General features: G+C 56.2%; 16 protein-coding genes. 10 read left to right on the top strand and 6 right to left on the bottom strand.

The genetic code is table 11. From position 1 onward, the window contains the following. Positions 1-58 precede the first annotated feature (58 nt). The 8 genes from ACUW6V_RS15170 (at position 59) to ACUW6V_RS15135 (ending at position 8,913) form a co-directional block, all read left to right on the top strand. Positions 59-1,225, top strand: a complete 1,167-nt coding sequence (locus tag ACUW6V_RS15170; RefSeq protein WP_004386974.1) for a bifunctional tRNA (adenosine(37)-C2)-methyltransferase TrmG/ribosomal RNA large subunit methyltransferase RlmN — start codon at positions 59-61, stop codon at positions 1,223-1,225. A gap of 418 nt (positions 1,226-1,643) precedes the next feature. After that, complete coding sequence (gene rodZ, locus ACUW6V_RS15165) at positions 1,644-2,660, top strand: cytoskeleton protein RodZ (protein WP_080321847.1); 1,017 nt, start codon at positions 1,644-1,646, stop codon at positions 2,658-2,660. Between the two features lie 26 nt (positions 2,661-2,686). Further along, the gene (gene ispG / locus ACUW6V_RS15160; protein WP_104676602.1) at positions 2,687-3,805 is read left to right on the top strand and encodes a flavodoxin-dependent (E)-4-hydroxy-3-methylbut-2-enyl-diphosphate synthase; all 1,119 of its coding nucleotides are present in this window, start codon (positions 2,687-2,689) and stop codon (positions 3,803-3,805) included. 114 nt (positions 3,806-3,919) lie between these two features. Further along, positions 3,920-5,194: a histidine--tRNA ligase gene (gene hisS, locus ACUW6V_RS15155; RefSeq protein ID WP_007869985.1), complete on the top strand. Its 1,275-nt coding sequence runs from the start codon at positions 3,920-3,922 to the stop codon at positions 5,192-5,194. 35 nt (positions 5,195-5,229) lie between these two features. Next, positions 5,230-5,850, top strand: coding sequence for a YfgM family protein (locus tag ACUW6V_RS15150; RefSeq protein WP_004386978.1), 621 nt, complete (start codon positions 5,230-5,232; stop codon positions 5,848-5,850). 10 nt (positions 5,851-5,860) lie between these two features. Continuing rightward, positions 5,861-7,042, top strand: coding sequence for an outer membrane protein assembly factor BamB (bamB, locus tag ACUW6V_RS15145; RefSeq protein WP_007869979.1), 1,182 nt, complete (start codon positions 5,861-5,863; stop codon positions 7,040-7,042). Between the two features lie 120 nt (positions 7,043-7,162). Then, positions 7,163-8,641: a ribosome biogenesis GTPase Der gene (gene der / locus ACUW6V_RS15140; protein ID WP_004386980.1), complete on the top strand. Its 1,479-nt coding sequence runs from the start codon at positions 7,163-7,165 to the stop codon at positions 8,639-8,641. Positions 8,642-8,658: 17 nt separating this feature from the next. Beyond that, positions 8,659-8,913, top strand: coding sequence for a zinc ribbon domain-containing protein (locus ACUW6V_RS15135; protein ID WP_012124053.1), 255 nt, complete (start codon positions 8,659-8,661; stop codon positions 8,911-8,913). Here ACUW6V_RS15135 and ACUW6V_RS15130 read toward each other — a convergent pair. The 3 genes from ACUW6V_RS15130 to xseA all read right to left on the bottom strand — a co-directional run bounded on the left by ACUW6V_RS15130 (position 8,910) and on the right by xseA (position 11,741). Beyond that, positions 8,910-9,260, bottom strand: a complete 351-nt coding sequence (locus ACUW6V_RS15130; RefSeq protein ID WP_004386982.1) for a protealysin inhibitor emfourin — start codon at positions 9,258-9,260, stop codon at positions 8,910-8,912. The genes ACUW6V_RS15135 and ACUW6V_RS15130 overlap by 4 nt on opposite strands. Then, on the bottom strand, positions 9,260-10,285 hold the full coding sequence (locus ACUW6V_RS15125; protein ID WP_069683059.1) for a M4 family metallopeptidase: 1,026 nt from the start codon (positions 10,283-10,285) through the stop codon (positions 9,260-9,262). Before ACUW6V_RS15125 ends, ACUW6V_RS15130 begins: the two co-directional genes overlap by 1 nt. Before the next feature lie 82 nt (positions 10,286-10,367). Next, a complete protein-coding gene (gene xseA / locus ACUW6V_RS15120) occupies positions 10,368-11,741 on the bottom strand; it encodes an exodeoxyribonuclease VII large subunit (protein ID WP_454038556.1) in 1,374 nt (457 codons plus the stop codon). 170 nt (positions 11,742-11,911) lie between these two features. On the opposite strand from xseA, the gene guaB reads away from it, so the two are divergent. Both guaB and guaA read left to right on the top strand, forming a co-directional pair. Beyond that, positions 11,912-13,378, top strand: coding sequence for an IMP dehydrogenase (gene guaB, locus ACUW6V_RS15115; protein ID WP_004386985.1), 1,467 nt, complete (start codon positions 11,912-11,914; stop codon positions 13,376-13,378). Between the two features lie 66 nt (positions 13,379-13,444). Then, positions 13,445-15,022, top strand: a complete 1,578-nt coding sequence (gene guaA / locus ACUW6V_RS15110) for a glutamine-hydrolyzing GMP synthase (RefSeq protein ID WP_007897290.1) — start codon at positions 13,445-13,447, stop codon at positions 15,020-15,022. A gap of 220 nt (positions 15,023-15,242) precedes the next feature. Here the strand turns inward: guaA and ACUW6V_RS15105 are convergent, their stop codons facing one another. From ACUW6V_RS15105 to ACUW6V_RS15095, 3 genes are all read right to left on the bottom strand, one after another. Beyond that, a complete protein-coding gene (locus ACUW6V_RS15105) occupies positions 15,243-16,397 on the bottom strand; it encodes an epoxide hydrolase family protein (protein ID WP_063264207.1) in 1,155 nt (384 codons plus the stop codon). A gap of 751 nt (positions 16,398-17,148) precedes the next feature. Then, positions 17,149-18,405 carry a hypothetical protein gene (locus ACUW6V_RS15100; RefSeq protein ID WP_069683061.1) on the bottom strand — a complete coding sequence of 419 codons (1,257 nt, stop codon included), beginning with the start codon at positions 18,403-18,405 and terminating at the stop codon, positions 17,149-17,151. 3 nt (positions 18,406-18,408) lie between these two features. Beyond that, the gene (locus ACUW6V_RS15095) at positions 18,409-18,708 is read right to left on the bottom strand and encodes a hypothetical protein (RefSeq protein WP_014728310.1); all 300 of its coding nucleotides are present in this window, start codon (positions 18,706-18,708) and stop codon (positions 18,409-18,411) included. Positions 18,709-19,350 lie beyond the last annotated feature (642 nt).

The following is a 19,350-nucleotide window of genomic DNA, read 5'->3' as shown; positions in this document are numbered from 1 at the left end:
TTCTTTTTTATCAACCCTCCAGAGGCCGTAACGTGTAACAACGAGGCCAGGATCGAATATGTCTGAACACATTGTCACGCCTGAGGATGCCTCAGCGGCGCCTGCTATTAAATCTGAAAAAATTAACCTCCTCGATCTGAACCGCCAGGCGATGCGCGAGTTCTTCAAAACGCTGGGTGAAAAGCCGTTTCGCGCCGATCAGGTGATGAAATGGATGTATCACTACTGCTGTGATGATTTCGATGAGATGACCGACATCAACAAAGTGCTGCGCGGTAAGCTCAAGGAAGTGGCGGAAATCCGGGCGCCGGAAGTGGTCGAAGAGCAGCGCTCTTCTGACGGCACCATTAAGTGGGCGATTGCGGTCGGCGATCAGCGCGTCGAGACGGTTTATATTCCTGAAGATGACCGCGCCACGCTGTGCGTTTCCTCCCAGGTGGGCTGCGCGCTGGAGTGCAAATTCTGTTCAACGGCGCAGCAGGGCTTTAACCGTAACCTGCGCGTGTCTGAAATTATCGGCCAGGTGTGGCGCGCGGCTAAAATCATTGGCGCGGCGAAAGTGACCGGCCAGCGCCCTATCACCAACGTGGTGATGATGGGCATGGGCGAGCCGCTGCTGAACCTGACCAACGTCGTTCCGGCGATGGAAATCATGCTCGATGATTTTGGCTTTGGGCTGTCTAAACGCCGCGTCACGCTCTCAACCTCCGGCGTTGTGCCGGCGCTGGATAAGCTTGGCGATATGATTGACGTTGCGCTGGCTATCTCCCTGCATGCGCCGAACGATGAAATTCGCGATGAAATTGTGCCTATCAACAAAAAGTACAATATCGAGACGTTCCTCGCTGCCGTGCGTCGTTATATCGGCAAATCCAACGCCAATCAGGGCCGCGTGACCATCGAATATGTGATGCTGGATCACGTGAACGACGGCACCGAGCATGCGCATCAGCTGGCGGAACTGCTAAAAGATACGCCGTGCAAAATCAACCTGATTCCGTGGAACCCCTTCCCGGGCGCGCCGTATGGCCGCAGCTCTAACAGCCGTATCGATCGCTTCTCTAAAGTGCTGATGAGCTACGGTTTCACCACAATCGTGCGTAAAACACGCGGTGACGATATCGACGCGGCCTGTGGGCAGCTGGCGGGCGATGTTATCGATCGTACCAAACGCACTATGCGCAAGCGTATGCAGGGTGAGCCGATTGCCGTTAAGGCGGTCTGACAGCGAGCCAAAAGCCGGTAAGGTCACGCGGGGAGGCTATCGCGTGACCACTTTCCGCACAGGCGCAGCGATTGCTGCGTAAAGAAGCGTGCAGGGTAAATAATTACGGTGCGTTTCTCTGTGCTTTGAGGCAGTATGTAGCGTCGCAACAACATGTTAGCTGGGGCTTTCTGGCTTATCTGGCGTTACTTAACAGACACCGGATAAAAAGCTGGCTATGGTTAACTAACGTTTCTGCTTATCGCCTGCGGCGTTATGCCGTCTGAGGCGTTAAAATACGGAAACGGGTAACGGATACGCGTTATGTGCGTGTTCGATGAGAATGATTTCGCGGTATGGGCAGACAGGGCAGCGAAACGTTGTCTTATTCCTGCCGGTGCCAGGTTCCTAATGAAAACAGTACCAGCAGTTGTAGCTAATGAATACTGAAGCCACTCACGAAGAAAATGCACCACACACCACGGGTGAGCGTCTGCGCCTGGCCCGTGAACAACTGGGACTCAGCCAACAGGTTGTGGCGGAACGTTTATGCCTGAAGGTATCGACGGTTCGCGACATCGAAGAGGACAAAGCGCCTGCCGATTTGGCTTCCACGTTCCTGCGCGGTTATATCCGTTCTTATGCGCGTCTGGTGCACGTTCCGGAAGAAGAACTGCTGCCGATGCTCGCCAAACAGGCGCCGGTGAGAACCGCTCAGGTCGCGCCGATGCAAACCTACGCGCTTGGCAAAAGCCGTAAAAAACGTGACGGCTGGCTGATGAGTTTCACCTGGCTTGTGCTTTTTGTGGTGGTCGGCCTGACAGGCGCGTGGTGGTGGCAAAACCACAAAGCGCAGCAGGAAGAAATCAGCACCATGGCGGATCAGTCCAGCGCTGAGCTGAGCCAGAACGCGGCCAACAGCCCGCAATCCGTTCCTCTGAATACCGATAACACCGCTGACGCGTCGCAGGATCAGGCGACGCCGCCTGCCGATTTGCCGTCTGGCGATACGCAGAACACCGCGTCTAACAACCCGCAGCCGACGCCGATGCCGTCGCCAAATACGGCGAGCCAGCAGCCAGTGGTGGTGCCGCCGAGCCAGGCGAACACCGACACCGCGGCGCAGCAGAATACGACGCAGCCGGCACAAAGTCAGCTGCCGGTAGGCCAGGCTTCCACTGCGCCTGCGGCGGACGCCAACGCGCTGGTGATGAATTTCACCGCCGATTGCTGGCTTGAAGTCACTGACGCGACCGGTAAGAAATTATTCAGCGGTCTGCAACGTAAAGATACTAATCTGAATCTGTCCGGTCAGGCGCCGTACCGCCTTAAAATCGGCGCGCCGTCGGCAGTGCAGATTCAGTACCAGGGCAAACCGGTGGATTTGAGCCGTTTTATCAGAACTAACCAGGTTGCACGTCTGACCCTCAATGCCGAACAATCAGTAGCGCAGTAACAGACGGGCAATGAGGGAGATTTGTCATGCATAATGAAGCGCCCATTCAGCGTAGAAAATCGAAACGGATATACGTCGGTAACGTCCCCATCGGCGATGGCGCACCCATCGCCGTGCAGTCGATGACCAATACCCGCACGACGGATGTCGAGGCGACGGTAAACCAAATCAAAGCGCTGGAGCGCGTGGGCGCGGATATCGTTCGCGTCTCGGTGCCAACGATGGATGCCGCCGAGGCGTTTCGTCTCATCAAGCAGCAGGTCAGTGTGCCGCTGGTCGCGGATATTCACTTCGACTACCGCATCGCGCTTAAAGTGGCGGAATACGGTGTCGACTGCCTGCGCATCAACCCCGGCAATATCGGCAATGAAGAGCGCATTCGTACCGTCGTGGATTGCGCGCGCGATAAAAACATTCCGATCCGCATCGGCGTGAACGCCGGATCGCTTGAGAAAGATCTTCAGGAAAAGTATGGCGAGCCGACGCCGCAGGCGCTGCTGGAATCCGCCATGCGCCATGTCGATCATCTCGACAGGCTGAACTTCGATCAGTTTAAAGTGAGCGTGAAAGCCTCTGACGTTTTCCTGGCGGTCGAGTCTTATCGCCTGCTGGCGAAACAGATCGATCAGCCGCTGCATCTTGGGATCACCGAGGCGGGCGGTGCCCGTGCTGGCGCGGTGAAATCCGCGATCGGTCTTGGGCTGCTGCTCTCTGAAGGGATCGGCGATACATTGCGTGTTTCGCTCGCGGCCGATCCAGTGGAGGAGATCAAAGTCGGTTTCGACATTCTGAAATCCCTGCGTATTCGCTCGCGCGGCATTAACTTTATCGCCTGCCCGACCTGTTCCCGCCAGGAGTTCGATGTTATCGGCACGGTGAACGCGCTGGAGCAGCGCCTGGAAGATATCATCACGCCGATGGATGTTTCTATCATCGGCTGCGTGGTGAATGGTCCGGGTGAAGCGCTGATCTCCACACTTGGCGTCACCGGCGGCAACAAGAAAAGCGGCTTCTATGAAGAAGGCGTGCGCAAAGACCGCCTCGATAACGACGACATGATTACGCAACTCGAAGCGCGCATTCGCGCCAAGGCGTCAATGCTCGACGAGAGCCGTCGTATCAGCGTGCAGCAGCTGGAAAAATAACGCAAACGTGGGAAGCGGCGTGCTTCCCGTGTATGATTGAACCCGCGAACCGCCCCAGCCACACCGGAGCGGTCTGTTTCGGGTTCATTTTTTGTATAGAAAAAGAGAATAAACGTGGCAAAAAACATTCAAGCCATCCGCGGCATGAACGATTACCTGCCGGGCGATACCGCCATCTGGCAGCGCATTGAAGGCACACTCAAGCAGGTGCTCGGCAGCTACGGTTACAGCGAAATCCGTTTGCCGATTGTAGAGCAGACCCCGTTGTTCAAACGCGCTATCGGTGAAGTGACCGACGTGGTTGAAAAAGAGATGTATACCTTTGAGGACCGCAACGGCGACAGCCTGACCCTGCGTCCTGAAGGCACCGCGGGCTGCGTGCGCGCCGGCATCGAACATGGTCTGCTGTACAATCAGGAACAGCGCTTGTGGTACATCGGCCCGATGTTCCGTCACGAACGTCCGCAGAAAGGCCGCTATCGTCAGTTCCATCAGTTAGGTGCAGAAGTGTTTGGCCTGCAGGGCCCGGATATCGACGCCGAACTCATTATGCTGACGGCCCGCTGGTGGCGAGCGCTGGGCATCGCTGAGCACGTGTCGCTGGAGCTGAACTCCATCGGTTCGCTGGAAGCGCGCGCTAACTACCGCGACGCCCTGATTGCCTTCCTTGAGCAGCACGTCGATAAGCTCGATGAAGACTGCAAACGCCGCATGTATTCGAACCCGCTGCGCGTGCTCGATTCCAAAAACCCGGATGTACAGGCGCTGTTAAACGACGCGCCGATGCTGGGCGATTATCTGGATGAAGAGTCCCGCGAACATTTCGCGGGCCTGTGCGCGTTCCTTGACGATGCCGGTATCGCTTACACCGTTAACCAGCGCCTCGTGCGCGGCCTCGACTACTATAACCGCACCGTGTTTGAGTGGGTGACCACGAGCCTCGGCTCGCAGGGTACGGTGTGCGCGGGCGGTCGTTACGACGGTCTGGTTGAGCAGTTAGGAGGCCGCGCGACCCCGGCGGTGGGCTTCGCGATGGGCCTTGAGCGCCTCGTTTTACTCGTTCAGGCGGTTAATCCGGAATTTACGGCGGATCCTGTTGTCGATATATACCTGATTGCGTCCGGCAACGGCGCGCAGTCGGCGGCAATGCAACTGGCCGAGCGGGTTCGTGACGCGCTGCCAGGCTGCAAGCTGATGACCAACTATGGCGGCGGCAACTTTAAGAAACAGTTCGCGCGCGCAGACAAATGGGGCGCGCGCATCGCGCTGGTTCTGGGCGAGGACGAAGTCGCCAACCGTCAGGTTGTGGTGAAAGATTTGCGCTCAGGTGAGCAGCAGGCGCTTGCGCAAAGCGAGCTGGCCGCGCATCTGCAGACGCTGCTGGGCTGATTTCCCGGCGACATATCGTTAAGGAGAAGGACTGCGTGGAAATTTACGAGAACGAAAACGAGCAGCTCGACGCGGTAAAGCGTTTCTTTGCTGAAAATGGCAAAGCGCTGGCGGTGGGTGTGGTATTAGGGATTGGCGCGCTCGTCGGCTGGCGTTTCTGGAACGGGTCGCAGGTCGATTCCGCCCGCGAAGCCTCGCTGCATTATCAGAATGTAATGACCGATGTGCGCGCTGACGATCCGAAAACCCTGAGCGCGGCGCAGCAGTTCGTCGCTCAGAATCAAAACACCTACGGTGCGCTGGCCGCGCTGGAACTGGCGCAGCGTTATGTGGATAAAAACGATCTCACCAACGCCGCGCAGCAGTTACAGAAGGGCCTTGAGAACACGAAGGACGAGAATCTGCGCTCGCTGATTAATCTGCGCCTGGCGCGCATTCAGATCCAGCAGAAACAGGCGGATGCCGCGCTGAAAACCCTGGAAAGCGTCAAAGGCGAAAACTGGTCGGCGATGGTGGCCGATCTGCGTGGCGATGCGCTGCTGAGCAAAGGCGATAAACAGGGCGCGCGCGATGCCTGGAGCAAAGGGGCGGATGATAAAAATTCTCCGGCGCTTGGCGATATGATGCAGATGAAAATCAATAACTTGTCCATCTGAGAGGGACCCGATGCAATTGCGTAAATTAGTTTTGCCAGCGATGCTTTCCGTCACGCTGTTAAGCGGTTGCTCACTGTTTAGCGGTGAAGAAGACGTAGTGAAAATGTCGCCGCTGCCAACCGTTGAAAACCAGTTCTCGCCGCAAGTCGCGTGGGACACCTCCGTGGGCAGCGGAATTGGCGATTTTTATTCCAACCTGCATCCGGCGTTTCTTGATGGCAACGTCTACGCGGCTGATCGTCGCGGCACGGTGAAAGCCGTTAACTCGCAGGATGGCAAAGAAATCTGGAGCATCGATCTCTCTGAGAAAACCGGCTTCTTCTCCCGTAACCGTCCGGCGCTGCTCTCAGGCGGCCTGACTGCCGTCGGCGCGCACGTTTACGTGGGCAGCGAAAAAGCGCAGGTGTATGCGCTGAACACGTCTGACGGCTCCATCGCCTGGCAGACCAAAGTGGCGGGCGAAGCGCTTTCCCGTCCGGTAGTCAGCGACGGCCTGGTGCTTATCCATACCAGCAACGGTATGCTGCAGGCGCTGAACGAAAGCGACGGCGCGATTAAGTGGACCGTCAATCTGGATATGCCGTCGCTCTCGCTGCGCGGCGAATCCGCACCGGCGTCCGCCTTTGGCGCAGCCATTGTGGGCGGCGATAACGGCCGCGTCAGCGCGGTGCTGATGCAGCGCGGCCAGATGATCTGGCAGCAGCGTATTTCGCAGGCGACAGGTGCGACCGAGATCGATCGTCTGAGCGACGTCGACACAACGCCGGTTGTTGTTAATGGCGTGGTGTATGCGTTGGCGTACAACGGCAACCTGACCGCGCTGGATCTGCGCTCCGGTCAGATTATGTGGAAACGCGAGCTGGGCTCGGTGAATGATTTCATCGTCGATGGCGGGCGTATCTACCTGGTGGACCAGAACGATAACGTGCTGGCGCTGAACGTGGAAGGCGGCGTAACGCTCTGGACACAGACGCAACTGCTGCACCGTAATCTGACCGCGCCGGTGCTCTATAATGGATCGCTGGTGGTCGGCGACAGCGAAGGTTACCTGCACTGGATGGATACCGATAACGGCCGTTTTGTGGCTCAGCAAAAAGTGGACAGCTCTGGCTTCCAGACTGAGCCGGTCGTGGCGGATAATAAAATCCTGATCCAGGCCAAAGACGGTACGCTCTACGCGATTTCGCGTTAACAGACAGGCGTAGCACAGCTAAAACGGCTCCTGATTAGCGCAGGGGCCGTTTCCTGTTTTCTGAAGCCCGTGGATTTTCTACGGGTTTAACAATGATTTATCAGTAATGAGGCTTTAAGAATGATACCTGTGGTCGCGCTGGTCGGGCGCCCTAACGTCGGAAAATCCACGTTGTTCAACCGTTTAACCCGCACCCGGGATGCGCTGGTAGCGGATTTCCCGGGGCTGACGCGTGACCGCAAATATGGTCGTGCCGAAGTAGAAGGACGTGAATTTATCTGTATCGATACCGGCGGTATCGACGGCTCGGAAGAGGGCGTGGAGACCCGCATGGCGGAACAGTCGCTGCTGGCGATTGAAGAAGCCGACGTGGTGCTTTTCATGGTGGATGCCCGCGCTGGCCTGATGCCGGCGGATGAGGCGATCGCCAAACATCTGCGCAGCCGCCAGAAACCAACTTTCCTGGTCGCCAACAAAACCGACGGTCTCGATCCGGATCAGGCCGTCTCGGATTTCTATTCGCTCGGCCTCGGTGAAATTCATCCGATTGCAGCTTCTCATGGCCGCGGCGTGACCTCGCTGCTGGAACACGTGCTGGTGCCGTGGATGGACGATGTCGATCCGCCGGAAGAAGTGGATGAAGAAGCCGAATACTGGGCGCAGTTTGAAGCCGAGCAGAACGGTGAACTTGTCGAAGAAGAAGAGGACGATTTCAACCCGCAGGATCTGCCGATTAAACTGGCTATCGTTGGTCGTCCGAACGTAGGTAAGTCCACACTTACCAACCGTATTCTGGGCGAAGACCGCGTTGTGGTCTTTGACATGCCGGGCACCACGCGCGACAGCATCTACATTCCGATGGAGCGCGATGGACGCGAATTCGTCCTCATCGATACCGCGGGCGTGCGTAAACGCGGCAAAATCACCGATGTGGTGGAGAAGTTCTCGGTTATCAAAACGCTGCAGGCGATTGAAGACGCCAACGTGGTGCTGCTGGTTATTGATGCGCGTGAAGGCATTTCCGATCAGGATCTCTCGCTGCTGGGCTTTATTCTCAACAGCGGTCGTTCGCTGGTTATCGTCGTCAACAAGTGGGACGGCCTGAGCCAGGAAGTGAAAGAAGAAGTGAAAGAGACGCTGGATTACCGTCTCGGCTTTATCGACTTCGCCCGCGTACACTTCATCTCCGCGCTGCACGGCAGCGGCGTTGGTAACCTGTTTGAATCGGTACGCGAAGCCTATGACAGCTCTACGCGTCGCGTCAGCACGGCGCTGCTGACACGCATTATGAAAATGGCGGAAGAAGACCATCAGCCGCCGATGGTGCGTGGCCGCCGCGTGAAGCTGAAGTATGCGCATGCGGGCGGTTATAACCCGCCGATTGTGGTGATTCACGGCACTCAGGTGAAAGACCTGCCGGATTCCTACAAACGCTATCTGATGAACTACTTCCGCAAATCGCTGGATGTGATGGGTACGCCGATTCGCATTCAGTTTAAGGAAGGCGCGAACCCGTTCGCCAACAAGCGCAACACGCTGACGCCAAACCAGTTGCGTAAGCGTAAGCGCCTGATTAAGCACATCAAGAAAAGTAAATAACCGAAGCGGGAGTCATCATGACTCCCGCTGTGTTTTCAAGGAGGTCTCACGTGGAATTACGTTGTCCGAACTGTCAGCACGAGCTTGAACAAAGCGAGCGCGGCGCGCATTGCTCTGCATGTCATCAGGATTACCAGGTCGAGGCGCGCTGCCCGGAGTGCCATCAGCCCCTGGAAGTGCTGAAAGCGTGTGGTGCGGTGGACTATTTCTGCCGTAACGGCCACGGTCTCATTTCCCGTAAACGCGTGGAATTTACGCTGCACGCGCACTAGTCGCAGATGCAGTCTTCGCCACGCTTCCAGAGTTCACGCAGCCCTTCCGGCGCGGCGTTTTCCGGCACCAGCAGAACGATGTCGGCGTAGCCCGCCTGATCATGCTGCGTCCAGAGGATCTGGATGCGGAAGTAGCGCTGATCGCCGCGCCCTGGCGAATCGGACTGTCCGGGCGGGAACGCCTGTGGCAGAGCCTGATGCAGAATATCGATAAGCCGTTGACGCTGCTGGGCGTTTAACTCAGCGACGGCGATACGCCGCTGACCGGCCAGGCGTGGCATATACGCCACGCCGCCTTCACGCGCCAGCTCCACGACGGCATCATCCGTCAGATCTGGCAAATCCATCACAACACCCCTGTGGTTTTCCACGCCTGTTCAATCGCCTTCGCCACGCTGTCGCCGGAGCGTTTACGCCCATGCTCGATAGTCAGCTTCGCGAAGCTGGCGAAATCCGCATTTTGCGAAAGTGAGCGGTCACAAACCGTGTCATACCACGCATAACCGGCTTTTTCCCAGGCGTAGCCGCCGATGGCTGTCGCTGCGAGATAAAACGCGCGGTTCGGTATGCCGGAGTTAATATGCACGCCGCCGTTATCCTCGCGGGTTTTCACATAGTCCTTCATGTGGCCGGGCTGTGGATCTTTGCCGAGCAGCGGGTCGTCATACGCGGTGCCTGGCTCTGACATCGAGCGCAGCCCTTTGCCGTTGATGCCTTCCGCCAGCAGCCCTTCGCCGATGATCCAGTCCGCCTGGTCTGCCGTCTGCTGGCGCTGATACTGTTTCACCAGCGAGCCGAAGACATCAGAAAGCGATTCATTAAGCGCGCCGGCCTGTTCAAAATAGATAAGCCCGGCTTCGGTTTCCGTCACGCCGTGGCTGAGCTCATGGCCTACCACGTCAATGGCGATAGTAAAGCGATTGAAGATTTCGCCATCGCCGTCGCCAAAGACCATCTGCTGGCCGTTCCAGAAGGCGTTCTGGTATTCCTGCCCGTAATGTACCGTACCGCTGAGCACAAGGCCTTTGTTGTCGAGCGAATCGCGCTTATACGCTTTCCAGAAAAAATCGTGCGTCACGCCCAGATAGTCGTAGGCTTCGTCCACGGCGACGTCGCCGTTGGATGGCGCGCCTTCGCGGCGCACAAGCTCGCCTGGCAGCGTTTCGCGGTTCTGCGCGTCATAGATATCGCGCTCCAGCTTGCCTTTGGCGGAGACATGCGCGGCAGCGGTCTCTTTGGGCTGATGCGCCATCAGGGTCTGGACGTGGGTGAGGGTCTGGCGCGCTTTCTGCTGCTGGGGCTCTGAGCCATGATCGATAATGCGGCGCAGAATATACGGGGGAATAACGGTTGGATAACGTGACTGGTTCATTAGGGTCTCCTTACACGGCAAGTGCCGTTGAAAAAACCAACACTTGCAGTATAGTTCGCGACCAGTCCGGTGCTGCTGAGGTTTATCCGGTTTTCTTTTTGCGCGTTTTTTTGGCGGGTGTAATTTGACGCACTTCGCTTTCCACCCAGCCGTCGGCAAGCCGCGTAGTCAGCATATCGCCGGGCCGCACCTGCTTCGTCGCCTTCAGCACGTTGCCATCCTGCGCCGTGGTAACGCTGTAGCCGCGCGCCAGTGTTGCAAGCGGGCTGACAGCCTCCAGATGCGTAATAGCGTTGCCGAAACGCTCACGCGTGTGGCTCAGGCGGGCCGCGACAATCTGCCCGAGGCGATACTCCAGCTGCTGAACGCGCGCCGAGGCGCGATGCAGGCGCGGCAGCGGCTGCTGCTGGTTCAGACGTTGCATCAGGCGGGTCTGACGCTGCGTTGCGTGGCGCATCCGGCTGTCCAGCGCGTTATCCATACGCTGGCGCAGGCGCATCAGCAGCGTTTGCTGGCGGGCGAGGCGCAACTGCGGGTGCTGCTGTTCAAGACGGTGATGCAGGCGCGTAAAGCGCTGCTGGCGGTTAGCCAGCGAGTAGTCCATCGCCATTTCCAGACGCTGCTGCAAGGCCTGCACCTGACGCAGCAGTTCAAGCTGGTTGCGGCTGACGATCTCGGCGGCGGCCGACGGCGTCGGCGCGCGCAGATCCGCGACGAAATCGGCGATAGTGACGTCGGTTTCATGGCCGACGGCGCTGACGACCGGAATGCGGCTTGCGAAAATCGCCCGCGCGACGCGTTCGTCGTTAAAGCTCCACAAATCTTCCAGCGAGCCGCCACCACGCCCGACGATTAACACGTCGCATTCATCACGCAGGTTGGCAAGCTCAATGGCGCGCACAATCTGCGCGGGCGCGTCGTCGCCCTGTACGGCGGTCGGGTAGATAACCACCGGCAACGACGGATCGCGGCGGCGTAAGACATTCAGCACATCGTGCAGCGCCGCGCCGGTTTTCGACGTAATCACGCCTACCTGGCGCGCCGGGGAGGGCAGCGGCTTTTTCAGCGCCGGATCGAACAACCCTTCGGCGGCGAGCTGCTGCTTAAGCTGTTCATAGCGCTGTTGCAGCAAGCCTTCACCGGCAGGCTGCATGCTTTCGACGATGATTTGATAGTCGCCGCGCGGCTCGTAGAGCGTGATATTGGCGCGCACCAGCACCTGCTGGCCATGCTGCGGGCGGAACGTCACGCGACGATTGCTGTTGCGGAACATCGCACAGCGCACCTGGGCGGTGTCGTCTTTGAGCGTAAAGTACCAGTGACCGGACGCGGGCTGAGTGAAGTTGGAGATTTCGCCGCTGATCCAGACCTGGCCCATCTCCTGCTCAAGCAGCAGACGCACGCTCTGGTTAAGGCGGCTGACGGTAAAAATTGAGGGTGTCTGAGTAAGCGGCATGTGAGCTGGATCAAATTTTAAATCAGCGGGTTATTCAATCGATAGTAACCTGCGCGCAGACCAGCGCAACCTTTTTTCGCAAAAAAATGTAGAAGCAATCGGTTACGCTCTGTATAATGCCGCGGCAATATTTTATCTGTTCTCATTCACCCCAGGTTGAGATATTGCCCATGCTACGTATCGCTAAAGAAGCACTGACGTTTGACGACGTCCTCCTCGTTCCCGCTCACTCTACCGTTCTGCCGAACACCGCAGATCTCAGCACGCAACTGACCAAAACCATTCGCCTGAACATCCCGATGCTTTCAGCGGCGATGGATACCGTCACGGAAGCGCGTCTGGCGATTGCCCTGGCGCAGGAAGGCGGCATCGGCTTTATCCACAAAAACATGTCTATTGAGCGCCAGGCGGAAGAAGTTCGCCGCGTGAAAAAACATGAATCCGGCGTCGTGACTGACCCGCAGACCGTCCTGCCGACCACCACTCTGCGTGAAGTGAAAGAACTGACCGAGCGCAACGGCTTCGCAGGCTACCCGGTTGTGACCGAAGAGAACGAACTGGTTGGTATCATCACCGGGCGCGACGTGCGCTTTGTGACCGATCTGAACCAGCCGGTCAGTGTTTACATGACGCCGAAAGCGCGCCTGGTGACCGTTCGCGAAGGCGAATCCCGCGACGTCGTGCTGGCGAAAATGCACGAAAAACGCGTTGAGAAAGCGCTGGTCGTGGATGAGAGCTTCCACCTGCGCGGCATGATCACCGTAAAAGATTTCCAGAAAGCCGAACGTAAACCGAACGCCTGTAAAGACGAGCAGGGCCGTCTGCGCGTCGGTGCGGCGGTGGGCGCGGGTGCCGGTAACGAAGAGCGTGTTGACGCGCTGGTTGCCGCAGGCGTTGACGTGCTGCTGATTGACTCTTCTCACGGCCACTCCGAAGGCGTGCTGCAACGCATTCGCGAAACCCGCGCGAAATACCCGGATCTGCAAATCATCGGCGGTAACGTCGCAACGGCCGCAGGCGCGAAAGCCCTGGCGGACGCGGGTGTCAGCGCGGTGAAAGTGGGCATCGGTCCTGGTTCTATCTGTACCACCCGTATCGTAACCGGCGTGGGCGTACCGCAGATCACCGCCGTGGCGGACGCGGTAGAAGCGCTGGAAGGCACCGGTATTCCGGTTATCGCGGACGGCGGCATTCGTTTCTCCGGTGATATCGCCAAAGCGATCGCGGCGGGCGCAAGCGTCGTGATGGTCGGCTCTATGCTGGCCGGCACGGATGAATCCCCGGGCGAAATCGAACTCTACCAGGGCCGCGCGTATAAATCCTATCGCGGCATGGGCTCGCTCGGCGCGATGTCCAAAGGCTCTTCCGACCGCTATTTCCAGACCGATAACGCCGCTGACAAGCTGGTGCCGGAAGGCATCGAAGGCCGCGTGGCGTATAAAGGCCGTCTGAAAGAAATCATCCACCAGCAGATGGGCGGCCTGCGCTCCTGCATGGGGCTGACCGGTTGCGCTACGATCGACGAACTGCGCACCAAAGCGGAATTCGTACGCATCAGCGGCGCGGGCATTCAGGAAAGCCACGTTCACGATGTGACCATCACCAAAGAGTCTCCGAACTACCGTATGGGTTCTTAATTTTCTTCGCCCGGCGTTCGCGCCGGGCGTTTACTTTGTATCAGCTACTTTCTGGAAAACGCGTCAATGACGGACAACATTCATAAGCATCGTATCCTTATCCTCGACTTCGGTTCTCAGTACACCCAACTGGTGGCCCGCCGCGTGCGTGAGCTGGGCGTTTACTGTGAACTGTGGGCCTGGGACGTGACGGAAGAGCAAATCCGCGGCTTTAATCCGAACGGGATTATCCTTTCCGGCGGCCCGGAGAGCACCACTGAAGAAAACAGCCCGCGCGCGCCGGAATATGTCTTTAACGCCGGTGTGCCGGTGCTTGGCGTTTGCTACGGTATGCAGACCATGGCGATGCAGTTGGGCGGCCATGTGGAAGGTTCTAACGAGCGCGAATTCGGTTATGCACAGGTAGAAGTCAAAACCGACAGCGCGCTGGTGCGCGGTATTGAAGATGCGCTGAGCGCCGACGGCAACCCGCTGCTGGATGTCTGGATGAGCCACGGCGATAAAGTGACCGCCATTCCGTCTGATTTCGTGACCGTCGCCAGCACCGAAACCTGTCCGTTCGCGATCATGGCGAACGAAGAGAAGCGTTTCTACGGCGTGCAGTTCCACCCGGAAGTGACTCACACCCGTCAGGGCCTGCGTATGCTGGAGCGCTTCGTGCGCGACATCTGTGAGTGTGAAGCGCTGTGGACGCCGGCGAAAATCATCGACGACGCGGTTGAGCGCATTCGTCAGCAGGTGGGTAACGATCGCGTGATCCTGGGCCTCTCCGGCGGCGTGGACTCCTCCGTCACCGCCATGCTGCTGCACCGCGCGATTGGCGACCGTCTGACCTGTGTATTCGTTGATAACGGCCTGCTGCGCCTGAACGAAGCCGAGCAGGTGATGGATATGTTCGGTGACCATTTCGGGCTTAACATCGTTCACGTTCCGGCGGAAGCGCGCTTCCTCGACGCGCTGGCGGGCATCGACGAGCCGGAAGCCAAACGTAAAACCATCGGCCGTGTATTTGTGGAAGTGTTCGACGAAGAAGCGCTGAAGCTGGAAGATGTGAAATGGCTGGCGCAGGGCACTATCTACCCGGATGTGATTGAATCTGCGGCGTCTGCCACCGGCAAAGCGCACGTGATCAAATCTCACCACAACGTGGGCGGCCTGCCGAAAGAGATGAAAATGGGCCTCGTCGAGCCGCTCAAAGAGCTGTTTAAAGACGAAGTGCGCAAAATTGGTCTGGAGCTGGGCCTGCCGTATGACATGCTCTATCGCCACCCGTTCCCGGGGCCGGGTCTCGGTGTGCGCGTGCTGGGCGAAGTGAAAAAAGAGTACTGCGACCTGCTGCGCCGCGCCGACGCTATCTTTATCGAAGAGCTGCGCCGTGCGGATCTGTACGACAAAGTGAGCCAGGCATTCGCGGTGTTCCTGCCGGTGCGCTCTGTCGGCGTCATGGGCGATGGCCGTAAGTATGACTGGGTCGTCTCACTGCGTGCGGTCGAAACCATCGACTTTATGACCGCTCACTGGGCGCATCTGCCATATGATTTCCTGGGCCGCGTTTCCAACCGTATTATCAATGAAATCAACGGCATTTCCCGTGTGGTTTATGATATCAGCGGTAAACCGCCCGCGACGATTGAGTGGGAATAAGTCTCATTTGAAACCATGCTGTACCACTATGTAAAGCCCGCATAATGCGGGCTTTTTTTCGCGTGCGCTGATGACTCCGGGAGAAATGTTAATACCGTGCCGGTTTGTCAGTGAGTACGCCATCATGAAAAGACGGTGTTGCTCCGGCGCAACGATTGGCCTGTGAATGGCATCGTAACGGCTTAATGATACGCGCGGCTGCATTCCATCTCAGAGCCCGTCAACGCAGCACCCGGAAAGTCTCACGTATATGCCCGGCGAGAGTAGTCGGGTTTTCCATCGCGGCGAAGTGACCGCCACGTTCAGCTTCTGCGAAAAATTGCAGGTCGGCGAAACGCGCCTGTGCCCAGCGCCGGGAGAGGCGTAGTAATTCGCCGGGAAACATGCTCACACCTGCCGGAACAGGCATGACCGGGGCAGGGCCTTGCCGTTGCATCTCGTTTCTTCCTTCCCAATAGAAACGAACGGAGCTTGGTCCGGCATTCGGCAACCAATAGAGCATAACGTCATCAATCAGGGCGTTGATGTCGATGACCTGCTCAGGTTCTCCTGCGCTGTCGGACGCGTCCTGAAAGAGGGCGTATATCCATGCGGCCAGGCCAACGGGGGAGTCTGACAGGGCAAAGCCTATCGACTGGGGACGGGTACTTTGCACCTTCATATAGCCCGAAAGCTCACGCTCGTAGCGTTGAGCATCAGCCAACATGCGCTGCTCTTCAGGTGTGGCCTGTGCGATTTCATCCTGGGTTGGCTGGTACATCACCATATTCAGATGAATACCCACAAGACCCGGCGGACGCATATGCCCAAGTGCAGTGGTGACGGCTGCGCCCCAGTCCCCCCCCTGGGCGGCCCAACGCTGACCGTATCCCAAACGTTCCATGAGCTGTGCCCAGGCTCTGGCTGTTTTAGCTACGCCCCAGCCAGGTGAAGAGGGTTTATCACTAAAACCAAAACCCGGAAGCGAAGGGATAACTAAATGAAACGCATCGCAGGCTTGTCCGCCATAGGCTGTCGGGTTGGTAAGCGGTCCTGTCATCGCCCTGAATTCAAGAATGGAGCCCGGCCAGCCATGCGTCATCAACAAGGGAAGGGCGTCGGGGTGCGGGGAGCGAATATGCAGAAAGTGTATGCCGAGGCCGTCGATTTCGGTTCGGCTGCTGTTCCACTCATTCAGTTGGGTTTCAGTGATGCGCCAGTCATACGCGTTTTGCCAGTGTTCAACCAGAGCGCGAAGCCGTTGGAGTTGTGGCCCCTGGCTATGGTCGGATACGGTTTGCGGATCAGGCCACCGGGTTTGCGCCAGACGTTCAGCCAGGTCATCAAGCTGTGCCTGCGGAACGTGAATAGGGAAGGACTCGACAGAATGGGGCATCGTTTAATTCCTTGCGTAAGTATGGGCCAACGTGTCGTTGAAATGCCGCGCCAGGCTGCGCAACAGGCGCATCGCCTTCAGGTAACGCCAGAAATCCGCCATTCAGAATAGTAGTGACAGCAATGTCGACCGTATTAAGCCTGGCGGCAACAGCGCGGCTCAAAGCCTGCGGATCGTCCTGTAAAACAGCTTTAATCGTAATGCGTCTGTATGTCTGACTTGTGAACCTGGAGGGCTCTGTATGCGCGTAAGCGGCAGAGATCCCGATCCCTTTTCGCGCCCGCGATAGCGATGTGTAACGCAGTTGAACGACCCACCAACTTCCTGATGTAACGGGTGAAATGCCAGTTCTCATAGTGAGAAAACGGGACACCGAGCTCGGTTAACGAATAAACAACACCCGGTAAGTTGTAGACCATGATGGTGGCTGCGTCCAAAACCCAAAGTGATAATCAACAAGGCGCAAGTGGTGGATAGATCGTACGGCACATAGGCCAGATGCGAGAAATATCGTCTGGACGCTCGCTCTCTATTGTTGTCAGAAGCAGAGACTAACGCGAGGAGAACGCGCAATGGCACCAGTCAATCCCGACAAAATATTTCCATAGTAAACGTTAATGATATTATTTTGATGCCGTGTATTAAGCCTGTAAAAGAGCGCGGACGACGTTTATTCAGTTAAATAATCGCTCTTTTACGCAGTCACTGCTTATATCTCAAAGGCGAACCTTCCACATCCCGGAAAAGGTCATTATGGAAGCCAACCCGTAAAAATCAGAATAATTTTCTTTAATTCATCATCAGTGGGTAATGGTGTGGACGTTGATTGTGAATCTTGCAACCCGGCCTGTAGCCTCGCCATTGTTTCCCTGCCCAGTTCCGGGAGCGTGTCATTACGTCGTAAGCTATCACACAGCCGTATTGCGCTGTCATATATCACATCGTAGTGACGTTTCTGATCTTCCATGAGTTGAATTTCAAAAGCACGAATGCTGTCGGCAACGAGGTTATCATCAAGCTGCTGTTTGACACGTAACTCCGTCTGGTAGAGGAATATCAGGTGTGCACGCAGGCAGTGGCTGCGCAGTTGAATGTGCGGCATTTTGTCAGTCAGCCAGTCCGTCGAATCATTCGTAAGAGATGGAAATCGGCGTAAATATTCAAGCGCTTGTAAGTGGTAGAGTCCAACATAAATTGCGCGTAGTACTTTTATGAGATCATCACCGTCATTGAGGCCTTCCATCAGTACAAAATCTGAGGCGAAGACGTCACAAAACACTTCTTCTTCAGTTTGGGGCTGAGCTAATGAGGACAGCTGTGCTTGTCTGTAATACCGCCCTTCCTCAGATTCATATTCAAGCCTGAGATCGCGAATAGCAGCTTTGAGATTCTGGTGATGCCGCGCTGCAGAAGGCGCTTTGCGCATCGACCGAAGGATCGTCTTAAGCGGTCTTCGCGTTACCTGAGCCTGATGCTGAATAAGGAATTGCACATGCTCGCGTATAACCGGCATGAGCGCAGGATTTGAAAAAATACGATGCCCGAACTCGTGATAAAGCAAGAATCGCTCGTGGGTTTTCGTTAACACGTTGCGCCAGGTGTAGTCTGAAGATCTGGAACGTAATACTTCACGCGAGGAGTGATACGCCGCAGCACAATGTAACGCATTAGCTAACTGTCCAGCATCAACAAGTCGCTCTGCCAATACTTTGTGAAAGTAGACAAGCGATGGATGGGCATCCTCCGCCTCAATGAAAAGCCTGTTCAGCATATTCATCGTTTGACCCAGATACTGATCGTAAATCAACCAGACCATGCCGGATATGGTGATGTGTTCAACCCTGCGTGACGATGAATACACGACCTTGACATCAAGAGGCAACCCCAATTGCTCTGCTATAGACTTCAGGCGCAGTATTGTTGTTTCATATAATTCGGGGTTAGCCCTTACTGTGTCGTTGAGACGCGTAGCTGAGATGAGACGGTCAATCGGCGACGTTTTATTCATCGGCTATTTGCGGGGCTGGTTGTCAACTTTACTGTTGAGGATATCCATAAGCGTTTTTTCGCTCACCCCGCTGATCTCAGTACCATCCACAATGACGCGTACATGTTTCCTGGCGGCAATCTGTGCCAGGACAATTTTGACGATACCGTTGATCACCAATGGGCCCAGCGTCATCACCGCCGTAAAAAGTTGAACACCATCAATACCCTGGTGCTCTGAAGAAAAACCATCAGCATCTTTGCTAAGTGTTTCTAATTCTTCCAAAACCTGCACATCGGACACCTCAATCGCAATTTCAGCCATTCTCTTCCTCATGAAAAATGTTATGCAAGTTAAAAGTCAGCCATGGGGTTAATTACACGCTGAGTCATGGCATGGAGGTGCGCGAAGGAGTGCGCAGTAGCAGATAAGTCTATAGGGTTTATCTTATAGACTGCAATCTACATAGATCAGGAGGGGGGAGTACATTGCAATACGCCGACTCTTGTGCATAGAAAGGTAGATTAACTTTTATCTGGTATAATTTTCTCATGTTATCAAAAACTATTTTGTGCAAGGCAAAGTTAATGACGGATTATTTCGTGGTGGATAATCGCAAATAATACCTCGCCCCTGCCATAGAGCGGATAGACGATATTGAGTTGAGGCTGATTCAGAATTTATGAGACCGTTTTAAGACGTTTGTTTGAAGAAATAACCAATGTTATCAGGCGAGTACATCTAAATTTCAACGAGCATGCTTCTGATTTTATACGAGCATATTTTCATTATCTTCCTCGTCATGCATTTCCCGCAGAGACTCAGACATTCTTATCGGGAGATAATCCCGGCATGAGCGAATATCAGGATAAATATCGGCGGATTGCCACGACTGCAATACCATCCGTCTTCGGCTCTGCACTGCATGTGCGATTAAACGTTATTGCCGGGGTTATTACCCGTCAC

The organism is Cronobacter sp. 153480017-3 (assembly GCF_053627815.1).
The sequence above is the reverse complement of the archived record's forward strand: the minus strand, read 5'-3'. Positions and strand labels throughout refer to the sequence as shown.

Coding starts and splice junctions, on each gene's coding strand:
- ACUW6V_RS15170 (WP_004386974.1), top strand. CDS start 59: ATGTCTGAACACATTGTCACGCCTGAGGATGCCTCAGCGGCGCCTGCT.
- rodZ (WP_080321847.1), top strand. CDS start 1,644: ATGAATACTGAAGCCACTCACGAAGAAAATGCACCACACACCACGGGT.
- ispG (WP_104676602.1), top strand. CDS start 2,687: ATGCATAATGAAGCGCCCATTCAGCGTAGAAAATCGAAACGGATATAC.
- bamB (WP_007869979.1), top strand. CDS start 5,861: ATGCAATTGCGTAAATTAGTTTTGCCAGCGATGCTTTCCGTCACGCTG.
- der (WP_004386980.1), top strand. CDS start 7,163: ATGATACCTGTGGTCGCGCTGGTCGGGCGCCCTAACGTCGGAAAATCC.
- ACUW6V_RS15135 (WP_012124053.1), top strand. CDS start 8,659: ATGACTCCCGCTGTGTTTTCAAGGAGGTCTCACGTGGAATTACGTTGT.
- ACUW6V_RS15130 (WP_004386982.1), bottom strand. CDS start 9,260: ATGGATTTGCCAGATCTGACGGATGATGCCGTCGTGGAGCTGGCGCGT.
- ACUW6V_RS15125 (WP_069683059.1), bottom strand. CDS start 10,285: ATGAACCAGTCACGTTATCCAACCGTTATTCCCCCGTATATTCTGCGC.
- xseA (WP_454038556.1), bottom strand. CDS start 11,741: ATGCCGCTTACTCAGACACCCTCAATTTTTACCGTCAGCCGCCTTAAC.
- guaB (WP_004386985.1), top strand. CDS start 11,912: ATGCTACGTATCGCTAAAGAAGCACTGACGTTTGACGACGTCCTCCTC.
- guaA (WP_007897290.1), top strand. CDS start 13,445: ATGACGGACAACATTCATAAGCATCGTATCCTTATCCTCGACTTCGGT.
- ACUW6V_RS15105 (WP_063264207.1), bottom strand. CDS start 16,397: ATGCCCCATTCTGTCGAGTCCTTCCCTATTCACGTTCCGCAGGCACAG.
- ACUW6V_RS15100 (WP_069683061.1), bottom strand. CDS start 18,405: ATGAATAAAACGTCGCCGATTGACCGTCTCATCTCAGCTACGCGTCTC.
- ACUW6V_RS15095 (WP_014728310.1), bottom strand. CDS start 18,708: ATGGCTGAAATTGCGATTGAGGTGTCCGATGTGCAGGTTTTGGAAGAA.